Origin of the sequence: Candidatus Centipeda massiliensis (assembly GCF_900290285.1) — a bacterium.
GTDB lineage: Bacteria > Bacillota > Negativicutes > Selenomonadales > Selenomonadaceae > Centipeda > Centipeda massiliensis.
On record NZ_LT985754.1, the window covers coordinates 778,338 to 795,408 of the forward strand.

Annotated in this window: 15 protein-coding genes and 3 tRNA genes; 15 read left to right on the forward strand and 3 right to left on the reverse strand. The window is 57.3% G+C overall.

All coding sequences use genetic code 11. The annotated features are described in order from the left end of the window. Positions 1–10: 10 nt before the first annotated feature. Positions 11–334: a hypothetical protein gene (locus C8273_RS03760; protein ID WP_106626470.1), complete on the reverse strand. Its 324-nt coding sequence runs from the start codon at positions 332–334 to the stop codon at positions 11–13. 164 nt (positions 335–498) lie between these two features. Here C8273_RS03760 and C8273_RS03765 point away from each other — a divergent pair, with 164 nt between their 5' ends. The 13 genes from C8273_RS03765 (at position 499) to C8273_RS03825 (ending at position 13,497) form a co-directional block, all read left to right on the forward strand. After that, positions 499–2,217: a methyl-accepting chemotaxis protein gene (locus C8273_RS03765; RefSeq protein ID WP_106626471.1), complete on the forward strand. Its 1,719-nt coding sequence runs from the start codon at positions 499–501 to the stop codon at positions 2,215–2,217. A gap of 58 nt (positions 2,218–2,275) precedes the next feature. Continuing rightward, on the forward strand, positions 2,276–2,629 hold the full coding sequence (locus C8273_RS03770) for a nucleotidyltransferase family protein (RefSeq protein WP_234343829.1): 354 nt from the start codon (positions 2,276–2,278) through the stop codon (positions 2,627–2,629). 84 nt (positions 2,630–2,713) lie between these two features. Next, positions 2,714–2,788: transfer RNA gene (locus C8273_RS03775), tRNA-Gly, on the forward strand. A 5-nt stretch (positions 2,789–2,793) separates the two neighbouring features. Continuing rightward, positions 2,794–2,868: transfer RNA gene (locus C8273_RS03780), tRNA-Gly, on the forward strand. Between the two features lie 93 nt (positions 2,869–2,961). Next, positions 2,962–3,038: transfer RNA gene (locus C8273_RS03785), tRNA-Ile, on the forward strand. A gap of 57 nt (positions 3,039–3,095) precedes the next feature. After that, on the forward strand, positions 3,096–4,325 hold the full coding sequence (locus C8273_RS03790) for an HD domain-containing protein (RefSeq protein WP_106626472.1): 1,230 nt from the start codon (positions 3,096–3,098) through the stop codon (positions 4,323–4,325). Positions 4,326–4,404: 79 nt separating this feature from the next. Further along, positions 4,405–4,935: a gamma carbonic anhydrase family protein gene (locus C8273_RS03795; protein WP_106626473.1), complete on the forward strand. Its 531-nt coding sequence runs from the start codon at positions 4,405–4,407 to the stop codon at positions 4,933–4,935. Continuing rightward, positions 4,935–5,348, forward strand: coding sequence for a nucleoside-diphosphate kinase (ndk, locus tag C8273_RS03800; RefSeq protein WP_106626474.1), 414 nt, complete (start codon positions 4,935–4,937; stop codon positions 5,346–5,348). Before C8273_RS03795 ends, ndk begins: the two co-directional genes overlap by 1 nt. 78 nt (positions 5,349–5,426) lie before the next feature. Beyond that, positions 5,427–5,936 carry a cob(I)yrinic acid a,c-diamide adenosyltransferase gene (locus C8273_RS03805; RefSeq protein ID WP_106626475.1) on the forward strand — a complete coding sequence of 170 codons (510 nt, stop codon included), beginning with the start codon at positions 5,427–5,429 and terminating at the stop codon, positions 5,934–5,936. Then, the gene (gene polA, locus C8273_RS03810; RefSeq protein ID WP_106626476.1) at positions 5,933–8,557 is read left to right on the forward strand and encodes a DNA polymerase I; all 2,625 of its coding nucleotides are present in this window, start codon (positions 5,933–5,935) and stop codon (positions 8,555–8,557) included. The genes C8273_RS03805 and polA overlap by 4 nt, the downstream gene beginning before the upstream one ends. 2 nt (positions 8,558–8,559) lie before the next feature. After that, positions 8,560–9,165, forward strand: a complete 606-nt coding sequence (coaE, locus tag C8273_RS03815) for a dephospho-CoA kinase (RefSeq protein WP_106626477.1) — start codon at positions 8,560–8,562, stop codon at positions 9,163–9,165. Then, on the forward strand, positions 9,152–9,727 hold the full coding sequence (locus tag C8273_RS03820) for a lytic transglycosylase domain-containing protein (RefSeq protein ID WP_106626478.1): 576 nt from the start codon (positions 9,152–9,154) through the stop codon (positions 9,725–9,727). Before coaE ends, C8273_RS03820 begins: the two co-directional genes overlap by 14 nt. Continuing rightward, a complete protein-coding gene (locus C8273_RS03825; RefSeq protein WP_106626479.1) occupies positions 9,724–13,497 on the forward strand; it encodes a PolC-type DNA polymerase III in 3,774 nt (1,257 codons plus the stop codon). The genes C8273_RS03820 and C8273_RS03825 overlap by 4 nt, the downstream gene beginning before the upstream one ends. 77 nt (positions 13,498–13,574) lie before the next feature. Here the strand turns inward: C8273_RS03825 and C8273_RS03830 are convergent, their stop codons facing one another. Together C8273_RS03830 and C8273_RS13030 are read right to left on the reverse strand one after the other, a co-directional pair. Continuing rightward, on the reverse strand, positions 13,575–13,892 hold the full coding sequence (locus C8273_RS03830; RefSeq protein WP_106626480.1) for a DUF2442 domain-containing protein: 318 nt from the start codon (positions 13,890–13,892) through the stop codon (positions 13,575–13,577). A gap of 111 nt (positions 13,893–14,003) precedes the next feature. Next, on the reverse strand, positions 14,004–14,138 hold the full coding sequence (locus C8273_RS13030) for a DUF4160 domain-containing protein (RefSeq protein ID WP_267895796.1): 135 nt from the start codon (positions 14,136–14,138) through the stop codon (positions 14,004–14,006). A gap of 332 nt (positions 14,139–14,470) precedes the next feature. On the opposite strand from C8273_RS13030, the gene C8273_RS03845 reads away from it, so the two are divergent. After that, complete coding sequence (locus C8273_RS03845; RefSeq protein ID WP_106626481.1) at positions 14,471–15,268, forward strand: Rpn family recombination-promoting nuclease/putative transposase; 798 nt, start codon at positions 14,471–14,473, stop codon at positions 15,266–15,268. A 376-nt stretch (positions 15,269–15,644) separates the two neighbouring features. Continuing rightward, the gene (locus C8273_RS03855) at positions 15,645–17,006 is read left to right on the forward strand and encodes a flagellin N-terminal helical domain-containing protein (RefSeq protein ID WP_106626482.1); all 1,362 of its coding nucleotides are present in this window, start codon (positions 15,645–15,647) and stop codon (positions 17,004–17,006) included. The last annotated feature ends 65 nt before the right edge of the window (positions 17,007–17,071 follow it).

Consider the following 17,071-nt stretch of genomic DNA (forward strand, 5'->3'; position numbering starts at 1 on the left):
TTGGGAAACCCTAAGCAATGAAGCGGCGATAGGCGTCGATGAGAAAGAGTGCACCCGCCATGCCGATGGTGACAAAGCTGGCGCGCGAAACGATCATCATCTGCGTCTCGGTGAGGCGTTCGACCGCATGGCGGCGTGTGTACGTCAGTCCAAGCGAGAGCGTCAGCAGAATATACATTACGAGCGTGAGTGTATCGAGCGTATCCCACGCCGCTACGATCACCATGACGGAGAACGCCATCAGAAACAGAAGCAGGTAATCCTTGCCCGGGGGAGGCGTTGGCTTTTCCTGTGGGGCGACTTTCTGTTGTAGCTTTTTTAACATTTTTGCCATAGCTGTCCGTCCTTTTGTTTATTTATTGTAATAACATCGTAAGTATATCATAGAAAAAATTTTATCGCTATATGGTTTTTTGGAGATGCAGATGTTATAATCAAAAATATTCAGGGAAGATTTTGCTTTTTGAGAGATTGGAAAGACTTTGGAGGGAACTTGGTATGTCAGTAGCAAAGAAAATCGTCATGAGCATAGGCTTTCTGGTCGTCATGTTTGCCGGCTACGGATTCTATGCAAATCATGCGAGCGGCGTACTCAACAACAACACGGTCAGTGTATTCAGTTGGGCGCATGTCCTCAACGTAGGAGGACAGGTGCAGTCGCTCTCGGCGGATGGGCGTGAGTACGAGCTCATGCGCATCGCGGCACCGAACGAGGAGGAGCGTCAGCGTGCGGCGGGGCTTCTCTCACAGCTCACGCCGAAGCTGGACAAGGCATACGAGGAGTACGAAAAGGCGATTCAGGAGGCACCGTTCCAGAATGAGTCGGATCGCACACAGAAACTCGCGCGCCTCGAAAAACTCAAGCAGGAGCGCAAAAATTATGCAGCAGCGCGTCAGCGTGCGACGGATCTCATCAATGCGGGGAATCAGGCGGGTGCTGTTCTGCTTGGGTTCAACGAACAGGCGGATGTCTACAAGCGCATGACGGACATTCTTGAGGAGGACAAGGCGGACAGTGTACGGCTCGCTCGTGCGGAGATGGCGCACAGTGAGGAGGTATTCTCTGGGGTATGGATGACGACGATCATCGCGCTTACCATTGTGGTCATTCTCTCGATCGTCATTCTCGTTCTGCTGCTCAAGAGCATCAAGAACTCGGTCGATACGATTCTCGACGGTGCGCGTCATATTGCGGCGGGCGACCTGCGCTCGAAGATCATTCTGGACGGCGATGATGAGTTTGCCCACATTGCCCATCAGTTCAACACGATGGTCGAAAGCATGCAGAAGATGATCCGCAAGATCAAGACGACGGCCTCGGATGTGGCGGGCTCCTCCGAGGAGCTGACGGCGAACGCGAACCAGTCGGCACAGGTCACACAGAACGTGGCGCAGTCCATCACCGAGGTCGCAGAGGCGGCGGAGAAGCAGCTGCAGATCATTGATGAGAGCCGCGTGACCGTGCAGGAGTTCCAGCGTGGACTCGAGGAGGCAATCACGAATCAGCGCCGCGCACGCGAGCAGACGCAGGCGACGGCGGAGAAGGCGGCAGAGGGCAATGCGTTCGTGCAGACGACGGTCGAGCAGATGAACTCGATTGCGCGCACTGTTCAGCAGACGGGCGAGATCGTCGGCAAGCTCGGCGAGCGTTCGAAGGAGATCGGCAACATCGTCGAGATCATCTCAAGCATCTCGGGACAGACCAATCTGCTTGCACTCAACGCAGCCATTGAGGCAGCGCGTGCGGGCGAACACGGGCGCGGTTTTGCCGTGGTCGCCGAGGAGGTCAGAAAGCTCGCGGAGGAGTCACAGAATGCCTCCCAGCAGATCTCCGAGCTGATCCGCAGCATTCAGGAGGAGACGGATCGTGCGGTTGCCTCGATGAACGAGGGACTGCGCGAGGCGGAGACGGGCAAGGAAAACGTCACTGCAACGGGCGAGACGTTCTCACTCATCCTGAGCATGGTCGAGGATGTCAAGACGGCATCGCTCGCGGTCAGCAAACGCGTTCTCGAACTGCGTGAGAACATGAACTCGATCATCGAGGGCATGGGTCATGTCGATACGTCGGCAAAGGGCATTGGCAGTGAGTCACAGAACGTTTCCGCAGCGACCGAGGAGCAGGCGGCGGGCATGGAGGAGATCGCCTCCTCAAGCCGCAGCCTCGCCGATATGGCAACGGATCTGCAGAGCGAGACGGACAAGTTCAAGGTGTAAATGAAATGGAGTTCGTGTGGAAGGAGACTTCACACGGACTCTTTTTATTTCCAAGCAAATGTGGCATAATAAAGCTCAGATCAATGATGTTTCCTGCCTCAAGGAGGGAGAGAATATGTATACGGTACAGGGCATTCAGGATAAAATAGCCCCCGTATGTCGCCGGTACGGAGTCGACAGGGTGTTCCTTTTCGGCTCGTATGTGCGTGGCGAAGCGACGGAGCAGAGTGACATAGATCTGCGTGTGGATCTTGGAAATCAGCTCAAGGGACTCGCTGTGGCGGGCTTCTATGCAGATATAGAAGAAGCGCTCGGACGCAGAATTGACATCATGACGACACGGCAACTGCCGGAGGAATTTTTGCGCTGTATTGCGCCGGAAGAGGTTCAAGTCTATGGTCATTCAGGATAAGGACTTCAAAAATTACACCTTGACAGAACGTGCTTCTCCTGCTAGAATATCTCTTGTTGATTGACAGCGATGTCAGCGACGGATGCGGAAGTAGCTCAGTGGTAGAGCACCACCTTGCCAAGGTGGGGGTCGCGAGTTCGAGCCTCGTTTTCCGCTCCACTTATGCGGAAGTAGCTCAGTGGTAGAGCACCACCTTGCCAAGGTGGGGGTCGCGAGTTCGAGCCTCGTTTTCCGCTCCATTGCTTTTCATGCCTGCGCACTGCGCAGGTTTTTTTGAAAGGAATCCTCTGTGGTTCCGCCCATGAGAGCTTTCCACGCTCTCTGCACTATTGGGGCCTATAGCTCAGTTGGTTAGAGCAACCGGCTCATAACCGGTCGGTCCTTGGTTCAAGTCCAAGTGGGCCCACCAATCGAAATGAGAGCATCACTCAGGTGATGCTTTTTTGTTTTCGGAGGAGGTGAGACGATGACAGAGGAACAATTTGTGGAGCGCGTACGAAGTGCGGGGGCACGTGTCTTTCGCGTGGGAGGATGCGTGCGCGATCATTTCCGAGGTGTGCCTGCAAAGGATGTGGACTATGTTGTGACGGGCATGACGGAGGAGACGCTGTGCGCACTTTTTCCGCGTGCGGAGAAAATCGGCAAGGCGTTTCCTGTCTATCATGTGCGCGTGGACGGCGTGCGGCGCGAGGTCGCCTTTGCACGCAGGGAGCGCAAGACGGGCGAGGGCTATCGCGGTTTCGATGTCGTGTTTGATCCGTCTGTGACGATCGAGGAGGATCTCTATCGGCGCGACACGCGGATGAATGCGATGGCGTTGGAGCTTCCATCGGGAGACCTGCACGATCCCTATGGCGGGCGGTCTGATATCGCAGCGGGGATGATCCGTGCCGTCTCGCAGCACTTTATGGATGACCCCGTGCGTGCTCTGCGCGCGGCGCGACAGGCGGCTGCGTTCGGCTTTCGCGTGGAGGAGGAGACGATTGCCTATATGCGTGCGTGTGCGCGCGAACTCCAGGCGGAGCCGACCGAGCGCCTGATGGGGGAGCTGCGGCGTGCGCTTATGACGCCGCGCCCCTCGGTGTTCTTTCGCGTGCTGCGCACGGCAGATCTTCTCTCCGTGACGTTTCCGGAGCTTGCGGCGCTCGATGGACAGACACAGCCCGTGGAGTTCCATCCCGAGGGCGATGCACTCGCGCACACGCTGGCGATGGTCGATGCGGTTGCGCACGAGACACAGGAGATCAAAACGCGCTTTGCCGCGCTTGTCCACGATCTCGGCAAGGGGTTGACGCCGCAGGAGATGCTGCCGCATCACTACGGGCACGAGCGCACAGGGCTTGACGCGCTCGCCGCGTGGAACAGGCGCATGACGCTCCCGCATGACTGGAGGAAGGCGGCTGCGTTTGTCATACGTGAGCACATGCGCGCACCGCGTCTCACACGCCCCGGCAAGATTGCCGACCTCCTTCTTGGCATCGCCAGCTCCGGACTGCCGATGGAGGAGTTTAAGATCATCATCCGCGCCGATCACGGTTCGCTGCCCCCCTATCTCGTGCATGGAGCGGACTGCCTTGCGGCAATGTCCGCCGTAACAGGGAACGATGCGCCCCCCGATCTCGCGGGTGAGGAGATTGGACGATGGCTGCGTGAGGCGCGCATTCGTGTGCTCAAGCGCCGATGCAAAGACCTTTAAAAAATTCTTGTTGGAGCATGAAAAGGCGTGGTATAATACACCTGAGCGGAAAAACGAAATACGAAGGAGGCTCGTGTTGATGGACAAGATTATCCTGCCCTATCGGGGCAAAACGCCTGTGATTGATTCGACGGCATTCATTGCACCGACAGCGGCGGTGATCGGCGACGTGACCGTCGGAGCCGGATCGAGTGTATGGTTTGGCGCCGTTGTGCGCGGCGATTTTCAGCCGATTACAATCGGGCAAAATACGAACATCCAAGAGAATGCAACGGTTCACGTCATGCGCGATGTGCCCGTTCACATCGGGGACAATGTGCTCATCGGTCACAATGCCGTCGTGCATTGCAGCTGCATCGGGGACAACACGCTGATCGGTATGGGATCCATCGTCATGGGGTACTCCGAGATCGGTGAGAATGTCGTCATTGGGGCAGGCACCTTTCTGCCGCAGCACAAGAAGATCCCGTCGAACTCGCTCGTGTTCGGAAATCCCGCTCAGATCGTGCGCGCACTGCGCGACGATGAGATCGAGGCGCTTCAGGAGGCAGCGAGCAACTATGCCAACCTTGGAGCAGAGTACAAACGTATCATTGAGGAGATGAAGTAATGGAACAGACGCTGGTTCTCATTAAGCCGGATGCCGTTGGAGCACACCATATTGGAGACATTACGAAGGCGTACGAGGAGGCAGGCCTCCAGATCCGCGCGATGAAGATGATGCAGATGACGGATCGCATTGCGCGCATCCACTATGCGGAGCATCTTGAGAAGCCGTTCTACGGTGAACTCGCCGCATTTATGACATCTGCCCCCCTTGTCGCTATGGTGCTTGCGGGCGAAAATGCGATTGCACGCGTGCGCGAGCTGCACGGTGCGACGAATCCGGTGAATGCGGCTGAGGGCACGATCCGCAAGCGCTTCGCCAAGAATGGGAGCGAGAATGCGGTGCACGCGTCCGACAGCCCTGAGAGCGCGGCACGCGAGGTGCACATCTTCTTCAGTGAGACAGAGATTTTTTGAACATTGGATGCCCGGCTCTGCATTTGCATAGCTGGGCGCAGTTATCAGTGATTCCCAGAGACAGAGGAGGAACATACGATGAGTGTCACGACCAAGACTGGCGATCAGGGACAGACGAGCCTCTTTACGGGCGAGCGCATCGCAAAGGACGATCTGCGCGTCGAGGTGTACGGGATTGTGGACAGCCTCGGCTCTACGCTCGGCATGGCGCGTGCCTTTGCGGAAAACAAGCGCGTCAAGGACAATATCTATGGTGTGCAGAAGCAGCTTGGCATGCTGATGGCGGATTTCGCGAGCCGCAACAAGCCGCCGCACATCACGGAGGAGATGATTACCGGGATTGAGGCGGAGATCGCGAGCATCGAGGAGAGTCTGCCCGCACTCAAGGAGTTCATCATCCCCGGTGACAAAAAGTCAAGCGCGATGCTCGATCTGGCGCGTACAACGGCGCGTGCGGCGGAGCGCCACGCATGGACGCTCGCGCGGCGCGGCTCGGTGGCGGAGGTTGACCTGCGCTACCTCAACCGCCTCTCCGATTACATCTTCGTCCTCATGCGTTTGGAGGACGAGGATCACCCCGGACTGTGAGCCGGGAGAAATTTGCCGTCATCGACGGGAGCAGCCTCTTCTTTCGCGCGTTCTACGCGCTGCAGCTCCCGCCGAACGCGCGCGGCGTTCATACAAATGCGGTGCACGGCTTTGCGATGATGCTCGTGAAGCTCCTCAGGGAGCTTTCACCGACGCAGATCGTCATTGCCTTTGACAAGAGCCGCACGACGTTCCGCACGGCGCTCTATCCGGCGTACAAGGGCACGCGGGACAAGACGCCCGAGGAACTGATCGCCCAGATTCCGCTGCTGAAGGAACTGGCGGCGGCACTTGGCATTCCCTTCCTCGAGATGGATGACTACGAGGCGGACGATATCATCGGCACCCTCGCCACGCAGGCGGCGGAGCAGGGCGCGGAGACCGTCGTCGTGACGGGTGACCGCGATGCGCTGCAGCTGATCCGTCCAGATCTCACCGTCCTGCTGACGAAAAAGGGCATCAGCGACACGCGCCGCTACGATACGGCTGCGTTCGAGGAGGAGTACGGATTCGCGCCGATCCGCCTCATCGACATGAAGGGTCTGATGGGGGACAGCTCGGACAACATTCCGGGGGTGCCGGGCGTGGGACCCAAGACCGCGACGAAGCTGCTGCTCGCATACGGTACGATTGAGAACGTCCTCGACCACGCTGCCGAGGTCAGTGGAAAAAAACTCAGCACCTCCCTCGTGGAGTACCGCGACCAGGCACTCCTCTCAAAACAGCTCGCAACAATAGAATGTGCAGTACCGGAACTCCGCTATATGGCGGAGGGCTTTCGTATGCAGCCCGACCGCAGGGCGGTCGAGGCGTTCTGCGGGGCGTATGAACTGAGAACCGTCGGACGTGCATTTTCGGACTATCTCGGCACTGCAGCGGCAGCGACGGAACAGTCGCTCTTCCCTGCGGAGGAGGAGGCTTCGCCGGTGTCCTACGATGCGACAGAACTCACTGCCGCCGAGATCGCCTCCCTCCGCACGGCGGAGGAGATCGCCGTCGGTGCTGTATTCAGCGGCACGCCGCCCTTTGTGCAGATCGATCAGCTTGCGCTTTCCTATGGCGCAGAGCAGCGCATTGTGCCAGCGGATGCGGCACATTACGACGAGGTTTGTGCGATTCTGGCAGAGCGCTCCATTGTTCTCTGGAACGCAAAGCGCTATGCACAGGCGGGGCTGACCATCAGCGCAAATGTTTTCGATCTTGAGCTGGCGGACTACCTCCTCCGTCCCGAGGAGAGCAAGCGTGACATCGAACGCGCCGCATTTGCCCGTCTTGGGACGCTGCCGGAGGCGACGGGCGACCTGTGCGGCGCGCAGCGCGCCGTGCATGAGGCTCTGCTCGCGGCGCGTCTCATGCACCCCATGCAGACGGCGCTGGACGAGGCGGGGTTGACCGCGCTCTATCGGACGGTCGAGCTGCCGCTCGTCCCCGTGCTCGCAGCGATGGAGCAGACGGGCATCTATGTGAACCGCGCGGCACTCGAGCGCGAACTTGCAGCGGCAAATGTGCGCATTGATACACTGGTGGAGGAGATTCACACACTTGCGGGGACGGAGTTCAACATCAGCTCGCCCAAGCAGCTCGGTGAAATCCTCTTTGAACGACTCGGACTCACGACCGGCGGCAAGGTCAAGAAGACCAAGACGGGCTACTCGACAAACGCCGAGACGCTTGAGGAGCTGCGCGATCAGCATCCCATTGTGGATAAGGTGCTGACCTATCGTATGTGGACGAAGCTGCGCTCGACCTACCTTGAGGGGATCGGCGCACTCATCCGCCCTGCGACGGGACGCGTGCACACGAGCTTTAACCAGACGGTGACGGCGACGGGACGGCTTTCGAGTTCCGATCCGAACCTGCAGAACATCCCCGTGCGGACGGAGGAGGGGCGTGCCGTGCGCGCCCTCTTCGAGCCGGGGGCGGGCTACGACGCACTTCTCTCGGCGGACTACTCGCAGATCGAGCTACGCATCCTCGCGCACATGTCGGGGGACGCGACACTCATCGACGCATTCCGCCACGGGCAGGATGTCCATGCCCGAACCGCATCGGAGGTGTTCGATGTGCCGCTCGCGGAGGTCACAGCCGAGCAGCGGCGCAGGGCAAAGGCGGTCAACTTCGGCATCGTATACGGGCTCAGTGATTTCGGACTTGCGCGTGACCTCGGCATCGGGCGCAGGGAGGCGGCGGGCTATATCGAGCGCTACTTTGAGCGCTATCATGGCGTGCGGGAGTTCTTGGACAAAACCATAGCCGATGCACACGCGAATGGTTTCGTGACCACGCTCTACGGGCGGCGGCGCGACCTGCCCGCGATTCACAGCCGGAACTTTATGCAGCGCTCCTTCGCCGAGCGCATGGCGATGAATACGCCGATTCAGGGCACGGCGGCAGACCTCATCAAGATCGCCATGATTCGCGCCGATGAGGCACTGCGTAAGGCAAAGGTCAAGAGTCGCATCCTCCTGCAGGTGCACGATGAACTCGTGCTTGAGGTCATGGCAGATGAGATCGACGCGGTCAGCGAACTCCTGCGCACGGCAATGAGCGGGGCGGCGGAACTGCACGTGCCGCTCGCTGTGGATGTGCACACGGGAAAGAACTGGGCGGAGGCGAAGTAGCTTTGAAGATCATCGGGCTGACAGGCGGCATTGCCTGCGGCAAGTCTACCGTCAGCAAGGAGCTGTGTGCGCTCGGCGCCGTCATCATTGACGCAGATGCGCTCGCGCATGAACTCTCCCGACCGAACCAACCGATCTTTAGCGCCTACGTTGCACGGTTCGGCAGGGAGATTGTGACGGAGGACGGCACGCTTGACCGCGCGGCAATCGCACGGCGCGTCTTTGCGGATCCTGCCGTGCGAGCCGAGGTGGATGCCCTCGTGCATCCGCTGATCCGCACAGCCGCAGAGGAGCGGCTGCGGGCAGCAAGAGAAAACAATGAGAGAGCAGCGGTACTCGATGTGCCGCTGCTCTTTGAGGCAGGATGGGACGCGCTCGCCGATGAAACGTGGGTCGTTGCACTCCCTGCAGAGGAGCAGCTGGCACGCCTCTTGGCTCGTGACCCAAAGATGTGTGAGGGCGAGGCGCGGGCACGCATCGCCGCTCAGATGCCGCTCGCGGAGAAATGCGCACGCGCAGATGTTGTGATCGACAACCGCGGGACACAGGAAGAAGTACGGGAATACATTGGAAAACTTTGGAGGGAACGGATTGTTGATCGCACGTAATCTGCGGCGCAGATTTTGGTGGCTGCTGCAGGTTCTCGTTGTCGCCGTCATCGCCTTTGTCCTCATCGGCGGCTGGGGGTGGGTCGAGCGCAGCTGGATCTATCCATACGACTACCGCAGCTACATCGAGACCAGCGCGGAGAGCCGCCGTACAGACCCGTTCCTCGTTGCCGCCGTCATCAAGCACGAGAGCAAGTTTGAGCCGCGCGCACGTTCCGATGGCGGCGCACTCGGCCTGATGCAGCTCATGCCCGCAACGGCGGAGTGGATTGCTCGGCAGCTGGGGGAACCCTTTACCGAGGAATACCTCTACGATCCCGCCCTCAACATCCGCTACGGTGTCTGGTACCTCGCCGAGCTTGAGCGCGAGTTCGGCGGCAACGACATCCTTGCGCTCGCCGCGTACAATGCAGGACGCGGCAACGTGCGCGATTGGATGGAGCGCTTTCACTGGACACAGCAGTTTGACGAAATCGAGGCAATTCCCTACCCCGAGACGCGGTTCTACGTGCGCCGCGTGCTTGAGGACAGGGAGCAGTATAAGAGGCTCTACGACGAATGAACAAGACCTATCGGATTCTTCCAAGTGCGGAGGATATGCTCCTGCGCCTGCTGCGCGGACTCGCCCTCTCCGATGAGGAGCGGGCACTTTTGCGTGCGTGCGCCCTGCGTCATGTCGAGGTCTCGGCAGAGGAAAACACGTGGGAACTGGTCATCGGAACGCCCACCGTCCTCGATGAGGAACTGCTGACGGCGATTGCTCGTCAGGTCGAGACGAACTACGCCCTCGCGGGCGCATTCGTGCAGCAGAACGTCATCGCGCTGAAGGGCGCCGTTGCCCCCCTGTGGGAGCGCATTGTACGCGAGGCGGCGGGAGAGGATGCCGTCCTCTTCCACACCCTGCGGCAGACCGCGTATGAGGTCGACGGCAACGTGATCCGCCTCTCTGCGCCGGGCACATTCGGCGCGGAGCTGTTTGCGCAGAGCGCCGTAGCAAAGCGGATCGAGGCGGCTGTCCGCACGCAGGTCGGCTGTGCCGCACGCGTCGTGTGCATGGCGTGCGAGCTCGGCGACGATTCGGCTGCACCGCAGTGGATACCGCCCGTACTGCCCGCGCCTGTCAAAAAGGAATCTCCTGCAGGAGTCGCTCCTGCACGTGTTTCCAGGGGGGCAAAGCCCAAGGAACTGCCGGCAAACGTCATCCTCGGGCGCGGTGTCTCCGGCGAGGCACGTGAACTCGGGGTCATTGAGGACGAAGTCAAAAACATCGTCCTTGAGGGCGAGATCTTTGCGGCGCAGGCGAACCAGCTCAAGTCGGGCGCATACATCCTCCTGCTCAAATTTGCCGACAAGACAAACGGCATCGCGTGCAAGAAATTCTTTGCCGCGCGCGGCAAGACCACACAGGAGGACATCGACGCCGAGGTGGAGCGCATCCTCAAGGCAATCGGCAAAGGTTGCTCCGTCCGCATACAGGGGAAAATCGAGTACGACAAATTCATCAGCGACTACGTCCTCTTCATCGACGCGATGGAGCGGCGCTCTGTGCCGCAGCGCGAGGACACGGCAGAGGTGAAGCGCGTCGAACTGCACGCCCATACAAAGATGAGTGCGCTCGATGCCGTCGTCCCGCCGAAGGTACTCGTTGAGACCGCCGCCCGCTGGGGCTGGCCTGCCGTCGCCATCACCGACCACGGCGTTGTGCAGGCATTCCCCGAGGCGATGAACACGGCGCGCGCCCTCAAGAAAAAGGGGCAGGATATCAAGATCATCTACGGCATGGAGGGCTACCTTCTCGACAAGCCCGAGGATCAGCGTGCCCATCACATCATCTTTCTCGCACAGAACAAGACGGGACTGTATAACCTCTACCGCCTCGTCTCCCTCTCGCACATCCGCTACTTTCGCGGCACGAAGAAACGCGGACGGCCATGCGTGCCGCGCGCTGTGCTTACGCAGTACCGCGAGGGGATCATCGTCGGCTCCGCGTGCGAGGCGGGCGAACTCATCCGCAGCATCGTCGCGGGACGCCCCGACGAGGAGCTTGAGGAGATGGCGAAATTCTACGACTTCCTCGAGATCCAGCCCATCCACAATAACGACTTTTTAAAGTACGATGAGCGATTCCCCATGCAGACGGACGAGGATCTGCGGGATATCAACCGCAAGGTCGACGCTCTTGCGAAAAAGCTCGGCAAAATGCTCATTGCAACCTGCGATGTGCACTTCCTCAACCCCGAGGACGCCGTCTATCGCGCCATGCTGCAAAAGGCAAACGGCTACCGCGACGCCGACCGTCAGCCGCCACTCTATCTGCGCACAACGGACGAGATGCTCGCCGAGTTCGACTACCTTGGTGCGGAGCGTGCGTACGAGTGCGTCGTCACAAATCCGCGGAAGATTGCCGACATGGTCGAGCACTTCCTCCCAATTCCCGACGAACTCTATGCACCGACCGTGCCGGGCGCAGACCGTGAGATCCAGGAGATGTCCTACGCTCGTGCACGAAAACTGTATGGCGAGAATCTGCCAAAGGTCGTGTCCGACCGCCTCGAACTTGAGCTGAAGCCGATCCTAAAGCACGGATTCTCCGCGCTCTACATCATCGCACAGCGCCTCGTCAAGAAGTCGAACAACGACGGCTACCTCGTCGGTTCGCGCGGTTCCGTCGGCTCATCCTTTGTCGCCACCATGATCGGCGTCACCGAGGTCAACCCCCTGCCGCCGCATTACCGCTGCCGTCACTGTCAGTACAATAAGTTCATCGAGGACGGCTCCGTCGGGAGCGGCTTTGACCTGCCGTCCATGGACTGCCCCGTCTGCGGCACACCGCTCACGAAGGACGGGCACAATATCCCCTTTGCGGTATTCCTTGGCTTTGATGGGGACAAGGTTCCGGATATCGACCTCAACTTCTCGGGCGACTATCAGCCCATTGCGCACAAGTACACAGAAGTCCTGTTCGGCAAGATGAACGTCTTCCGCGCGGGTACGATCTCGGGACTGCAGGACAAGAACGCATACGGCTACGCCATGCACTACTACGAGGATCAGGGCGAGGCAAAGGGACGCCCCTACATCGAGCACATGATGCGCGGCTGCATGGGCGTCAAGGCGACCACAGGGCAGCATGCGGGCGGCATCATGGTCGTGCCGCGCGATATGGACGTGCACTACTTTACGCCCATACAGCGCCCCGCGAACAACATGGAGTCGGATACACTCACCACGCATTTCGACTACCATTCCATCAGCGAACGTCTCGTCAAGCTTGACATCCTCGGGCACGATGACCCGACCGTCATCAAGATGCTTGAGGAGCTGACCCACCGCGACCCCGAGACCATCCCCTTCGACGATCCCGCGACCATGTCCATCTTCACCTCGACCGAGGCACTCGGCATCACCCCTGAGGAACTGGGCGCGAACATGGGAACGTACGGCATCCCCGAGTTCCGCACCTCGTTCACACAGAAGATGATTGACGACTCGCACCCCGACTGCTTTGCCGACCTCGTGCGCATCTCAGGATTTTCCCACGGCACGAATGTCTGGCTCGGCAACGCGCAGGATCTCATCAAGGCGGGCACAAGCACGCTGAAGGACGCCATCTCCGCGCGCGACGATATCATGAACTACCTCATGCAGAACGGCATCGATCCGCTTCTCTCGTTCAAGACCATGGAGAACGTGCGTAAGGGCAAGGGGATTGCAAACGATGTCGTCGAGAAACTGCGTGCGGGCGGCATCCCCGAGTGGTACATCGAGTCCTGTCAGAAGATCAAATACCTCTTTCCGCGCGCGCATGCGACCGCTTACGTCATGATGGGCTACCGCATCGCCTTCTGCAAGGTGCACTATCCGCTCGCGTACTACGCCGCCTACTTCTCCATCCGCGCCGATGAGTTTGATGCGAATATTATTTCAAAGGGGAAAATGGCGGTCAAGGCAGCCATCGACGCGCTGAACGCCGAGGCGCGCGAACATCGCGGCAAGCTCGACAACAAGAAGCAGGACATCCTCATCGTGTTGCAGCTTGCGTGGGAGATGTACCTGCGCGGCTTCTCCTGCGAACCTGTCGACCTGTATGCCTCTGATGCGGAGAAATTTATTCTGCATGAAAACTCCCTCCTCCCGCCGTTCACCGCACTCCCCGGCATGGGGCAGAAAGCGGCACAGGCAATCGTCGAGGCGCGTAAGGATGGACGGTTCATCTCCATCGAGGATCTCGCCACCCGCGCTCACATCCCAACGCCTGCCATCGAACTCCTGCGTGCGCATGGATGTTTGGATGGGATGATGGAGAGCAATCAGGTGGAGCTGTTTGCATAGAATCAAAATAAACAGAGTAGTATACGAAATCCTTGTGATTTCATATACTACTCTGTTTTTGCATGGAAAGACATCTTTTACGATGCTTTTTGTATATTTGTTTTGCGTTCATATTGCACAGCCGCAGCAAAGTCCGTAGCTGTCAGAGGTATTGTCACACCTTTTTCCCAGAGTTCCCCCTCCGAGCAGTCGAGTTCGTCCGTCCAAGCGATGCCATAGCCACCGGGTTCAATCGTGACCGACTGAAAAAGCGCAGGATCGCGCAGTGTCTCAAACTCGGGACATTCGTCCATAAGTGCCGCCACGTCGAATATTTTGCTCACATCATTTTCAAAGAAAATGAGAAGGCGTAGATTCTCAAGAGGAATGACCTTCGTGACTTTGATCGAAAGCATAGGGATTATCTCCTTTCCTTTACAGGATAGGCTTCATTTCAGCGGAGGAAGTTTTTTCAGCTGCTTTGTATCCCACATCTGCTGAAGTTCTTTAGCAAACGGTCTGCCCCATTACTGAACCAATTTGACAGCCCGCGCAGGGAGATCCCCCTCGATCATCTGCATATCCTTGATCGAAAAGAGCCCGTTGTGTTCGCCATAAATTGCGTGAATGTGGGGCGGGTTGTGCTCGTTCCGAAAGAAAATCTTAAGGAATCGCTGATAAAATGAAGTCCGTCAGATTGGCGTAGATTTTTTCGTCCGAACAAGGAGGCAAACCGGACGCATAGCCAAAGCTATGTGGAGGATTTGCCGACGCAGTGCGGGCAAAAAAGATGCGTCAAGATGGCGTGGCTGAATTTATCAGTGCTTCCTTAATGACAATACCATAAAATCTTGTGATTTCGGGCATTTTCTTCACCTCTGTTACATATATTTTATCAGACCGAATAAGGTATGACAATCAAAGATTATTTATCTGCGTGTTTTTCTTGCGCTCCCCTGCAAAAATTCGTAAAATAGAGAAAAGAGGTGAGCGTATGAGTGGGTATCGGATCAAGCCGTGGGAAGAGCTGACCATCAGTGACGACTATATGTTCAAGCTCATCATGAGCCGCAAGCGGATCTGCAAGCAGATGCTTGAGCGGATTCTTCACATTGAGATCGAGGACATTGACTATCTTGAGACGGAGAAAACAGTTACGGCACGTTATCACAGCAAGGGTATTCGGCTGGATGTCTATGTGAAGGACGATCAGGGCACTGTCTACAACATCGAGATGCAGGTGCGAAAGCCCGAGGGGGATGGACTGAGCAAGCGGACGCGTTACTATCAGTCCATGATGGATGCTGATCTTCTCGCGGCAGGTGCGGACTATGATACGCTGAATCCGACGATCATCATCTTTATCTGCCCGTTTGATCCGTTTGGCGTGGGGCGATATCTCTACACCTTTGAGAATCGCTGTGTCGAGGATGCAGCTTTGCGGTTGAACGATGGGGCTCGAAAGATTTTTCTCAACACAAAGGGGCGACTTGGCGAGATTGACAACTCCATTCGTGCGTTTTTGCAGTACGTCGACGGCGTAATGTCGACAGATCGCTTCGTGCAGGAGATCGATGAGGAGATTCAGAAGGTCAAGCGGATCGAAGGAGAGGCGGTGAGTTACATGACGTATGAGATGAAGATTAAAGAAGCGCGTAAGGAAGAACGCAGGGAAATTCTTGTTGATAGTATTCGTCGACTGATTTCAAAGCTGAAAATATCAGCAGAACAAGCGATGGACTTGCTTGAGATTCCGCAGGCAGAGCGACAGCTCTACAAGAGTGCTTTGTGAAACCAAAGAGGTGAGCGAATCCATTCGTGCGTTTTTATAGGAATCGCTGATAAAATGAAGTCCGTCAGATTGGCGTAGATTTTTTCGTCCGAACAAGGAGGCAAACCGGACGCATAGTCAAAGCTATGTGGAGGATTTGCCGACACAGTGCGGGCAAAAAAGATGCGTCAAGATGATGGTGCTGAATTTATCAGTGCTTCCTATAGTACGTCGACGGCGGCGTATACGAAGAATCCATATCCCATTAAAATATTGCTTTATATAGTTAAGTCCTCTCCTCATTTCGACGATATATTTTTCAGAGTGGGCTATCTATGCTCTTTTATGCAATTATTTCGGAACAAAACCATAGATTACAGTCAGGGAGGCAGTCTTTATGGCGATGGTGGTCAAAAATAATATGTCGGCGGTGAATACGCTCAATACGCTCAACAAGAACGAGAGTGCGCTTTCGAAGAGTCTGCAGAAGGTCTCTTCGGGCATGAAGATCAACAGTGCAGGGGATGATGCCTCGGGTATGGCGATCTCGGAGCGGATGCGCGTGCAGGTGCGTGCACTCGACCAGGATCATGCCAACACCGACAACGGCAATGCGATGATGCGCACGGCTGAGGGCGCGGTACAGTCCACGATTGAGATCCTGAAGACGTTGAAGGAAAAGGCGATCAACGCCGCGAACGATACGAACACGGACGAGGATCGCGCGCTGATCCAGAAGGAAGTCGATCATCTGATTGATCAGATCGACGATAACGCGCTCACAACGTATAACGGGAAGTATCTGATTGACGGAACGCATAATGGTCCGGTGCTTGCCCCGGGAACGAAAACCAGCTTTACGAACATGAGCCTTGCGACCAGTACGGGGCCGTTCAGCGCACTGGTTAATTTGCGCCGTCGTGATGGACAGCTGCTGGGGATTCATTCGTCGGATTCCATCACTGCATCATGGGTTAAGAATGGGGTCACATATACGGGTACCATTTCTCCCATTGCAACTAATAACTTGCTGGCTGCGGTTAATATCATTACAAATACAGACGCGACGTTCTATCAAGCTACTTCGCTCGTTGGTCAAGATGAGGTAGGGAAACCGATCTACACACCGGATAATCAGCCGGCCATCACCATTCGTGCAGCAGCCCCTGGCGTGGCCGGTCAGGTGTCGGGACTGACGTTTTGCGTTACCGATAGCGAAGGGCACAGGCGCAATGAGGTCAACGCCGTGCTGGATGCGTTTACCGAAACGGTGCGCGCGCAGGATCCGTCTCCGGATAACGCATTCGTCTTGCAAACGGGGACACGGGCAAATCAAGCAGTCAAAGTTGGGATGACCGATATGCGCTCCGTGGCGCTGGGGCTTCAGTCCTCGGATGGAAAAGCATGGGACCATGGAACGCTTTCTGCGGGGATTAACGTCGTTGGCGGCGGTCCTAAGGTGCAGGTCACGACGCAGGAGGCGGCAAACGCTGCCATCAACGTGTTCGAGAATGCCCTCATTAAGGCAACAGACCAAGCCGTCGCCATCGGTGCAGTACAGAGCCGTCTGAACTATACGGGCAGCAATCTGGTCGTTGCGTCTGAGAATGTGCAGGCATCGGAGTCTACGATTCGAGATGCGGATATGGCGAAGGAAATGACTGCCTATACGAAGCACAACGTGCTCACGCAGTCCGCACAAGCCATGCTCGCACAGGCAAATCAGAACTCGAGTGCCGTACTCAGCCTTCTCAAGTAAAAGATAAAACGTTCGCCCTAATGGACTTAGGACCATTGGGGCGATTTCTTGCTTTTTATACAGTT

What these genes read in the sequence shown, in the direction of transcription:
- C8273_RS03795 (WP_106626473.1), top strand. Translation starts at nt 4,405, where the DNA reads ATGGACAAGATTATCCTGCCCTATCGGGGCAAAACGCCTGTGATTGAT.
- C8273_RS03790 (WP_106626472.1), top strand. Translation starts at nt 3,096, where the DNA reads ATGACAGAGGAACAATTTGTGGAGCGCGTACGAAGTGCGGGGGCACGT.
- C8273_RS03855 (WP_106626482.1), top strand. Translation starts at nt 15,645, where the DNA reads ATGGCGATGGTGGTCAAAAATAATATGTCGGCGGTGAATACGCTCAAT.
- C8273_RS03805 (WP_106626475.1), top strand. Translation starts at nt 5,427, where the DNA reads ATGAGTGTCACGACCAAGACTGGCGATCAGGGACAGACGAGCCTCTTT.
- ndk (WP_106626474.1), top strand. Translation starts at nt 4,935, where the DNA reads ATGGAACAGACGCTGGTTCTCATTAAGCCGGATGCCGTTGGAGCACAC.
- C8273_RS03765 (WP_106626471.1), top strand. Translation starts at nt 499, where the DNA reads ATGTCAGTAGCAAAGAAAATCGTCATGAGCATAGGCTTTCTGGTCGTC.
- C8273_RS03825 (WP_106626479.1), top strand. Translation starts at nt 9,724, where the DNA reads ATGAACAAGACCTATCGGATTCTTCCAAGTGCGGAGGATATGCTCCTG.
- C8273_RS03845 (WP_106626481.1), top strand. Translation starts at nt 14,471, where the DNA reads ATGAGTGGGTATCGGATCAAGCCGTGGGAAGAGCTGACCATCAGTGAC.
- C8273_RS03760 (WP_106626470.1), bottom strand. Translation starts at nt 334, where the DNA reads ATGGCAAAAATGTTAAAAAAGCTACAACAGAAAGTCGCCCCACAGGAA.
- C8273_RS03770 (WP_234343829.1), top strand. Translation starts at nt 2,276, where the DNA reads ATGTGGCATAATAAAGCTCAGATCAATGATGTTTCCTGCCTCAAGGAG.
- C8273_RS03830 (WP_106626480.1), bottom strand. Translation starts at nt 13,892, where the DNA reads ATGCTTTCGATCAAAGTCACGAAGGTCATTCCTCTTGAGAATCTACGC.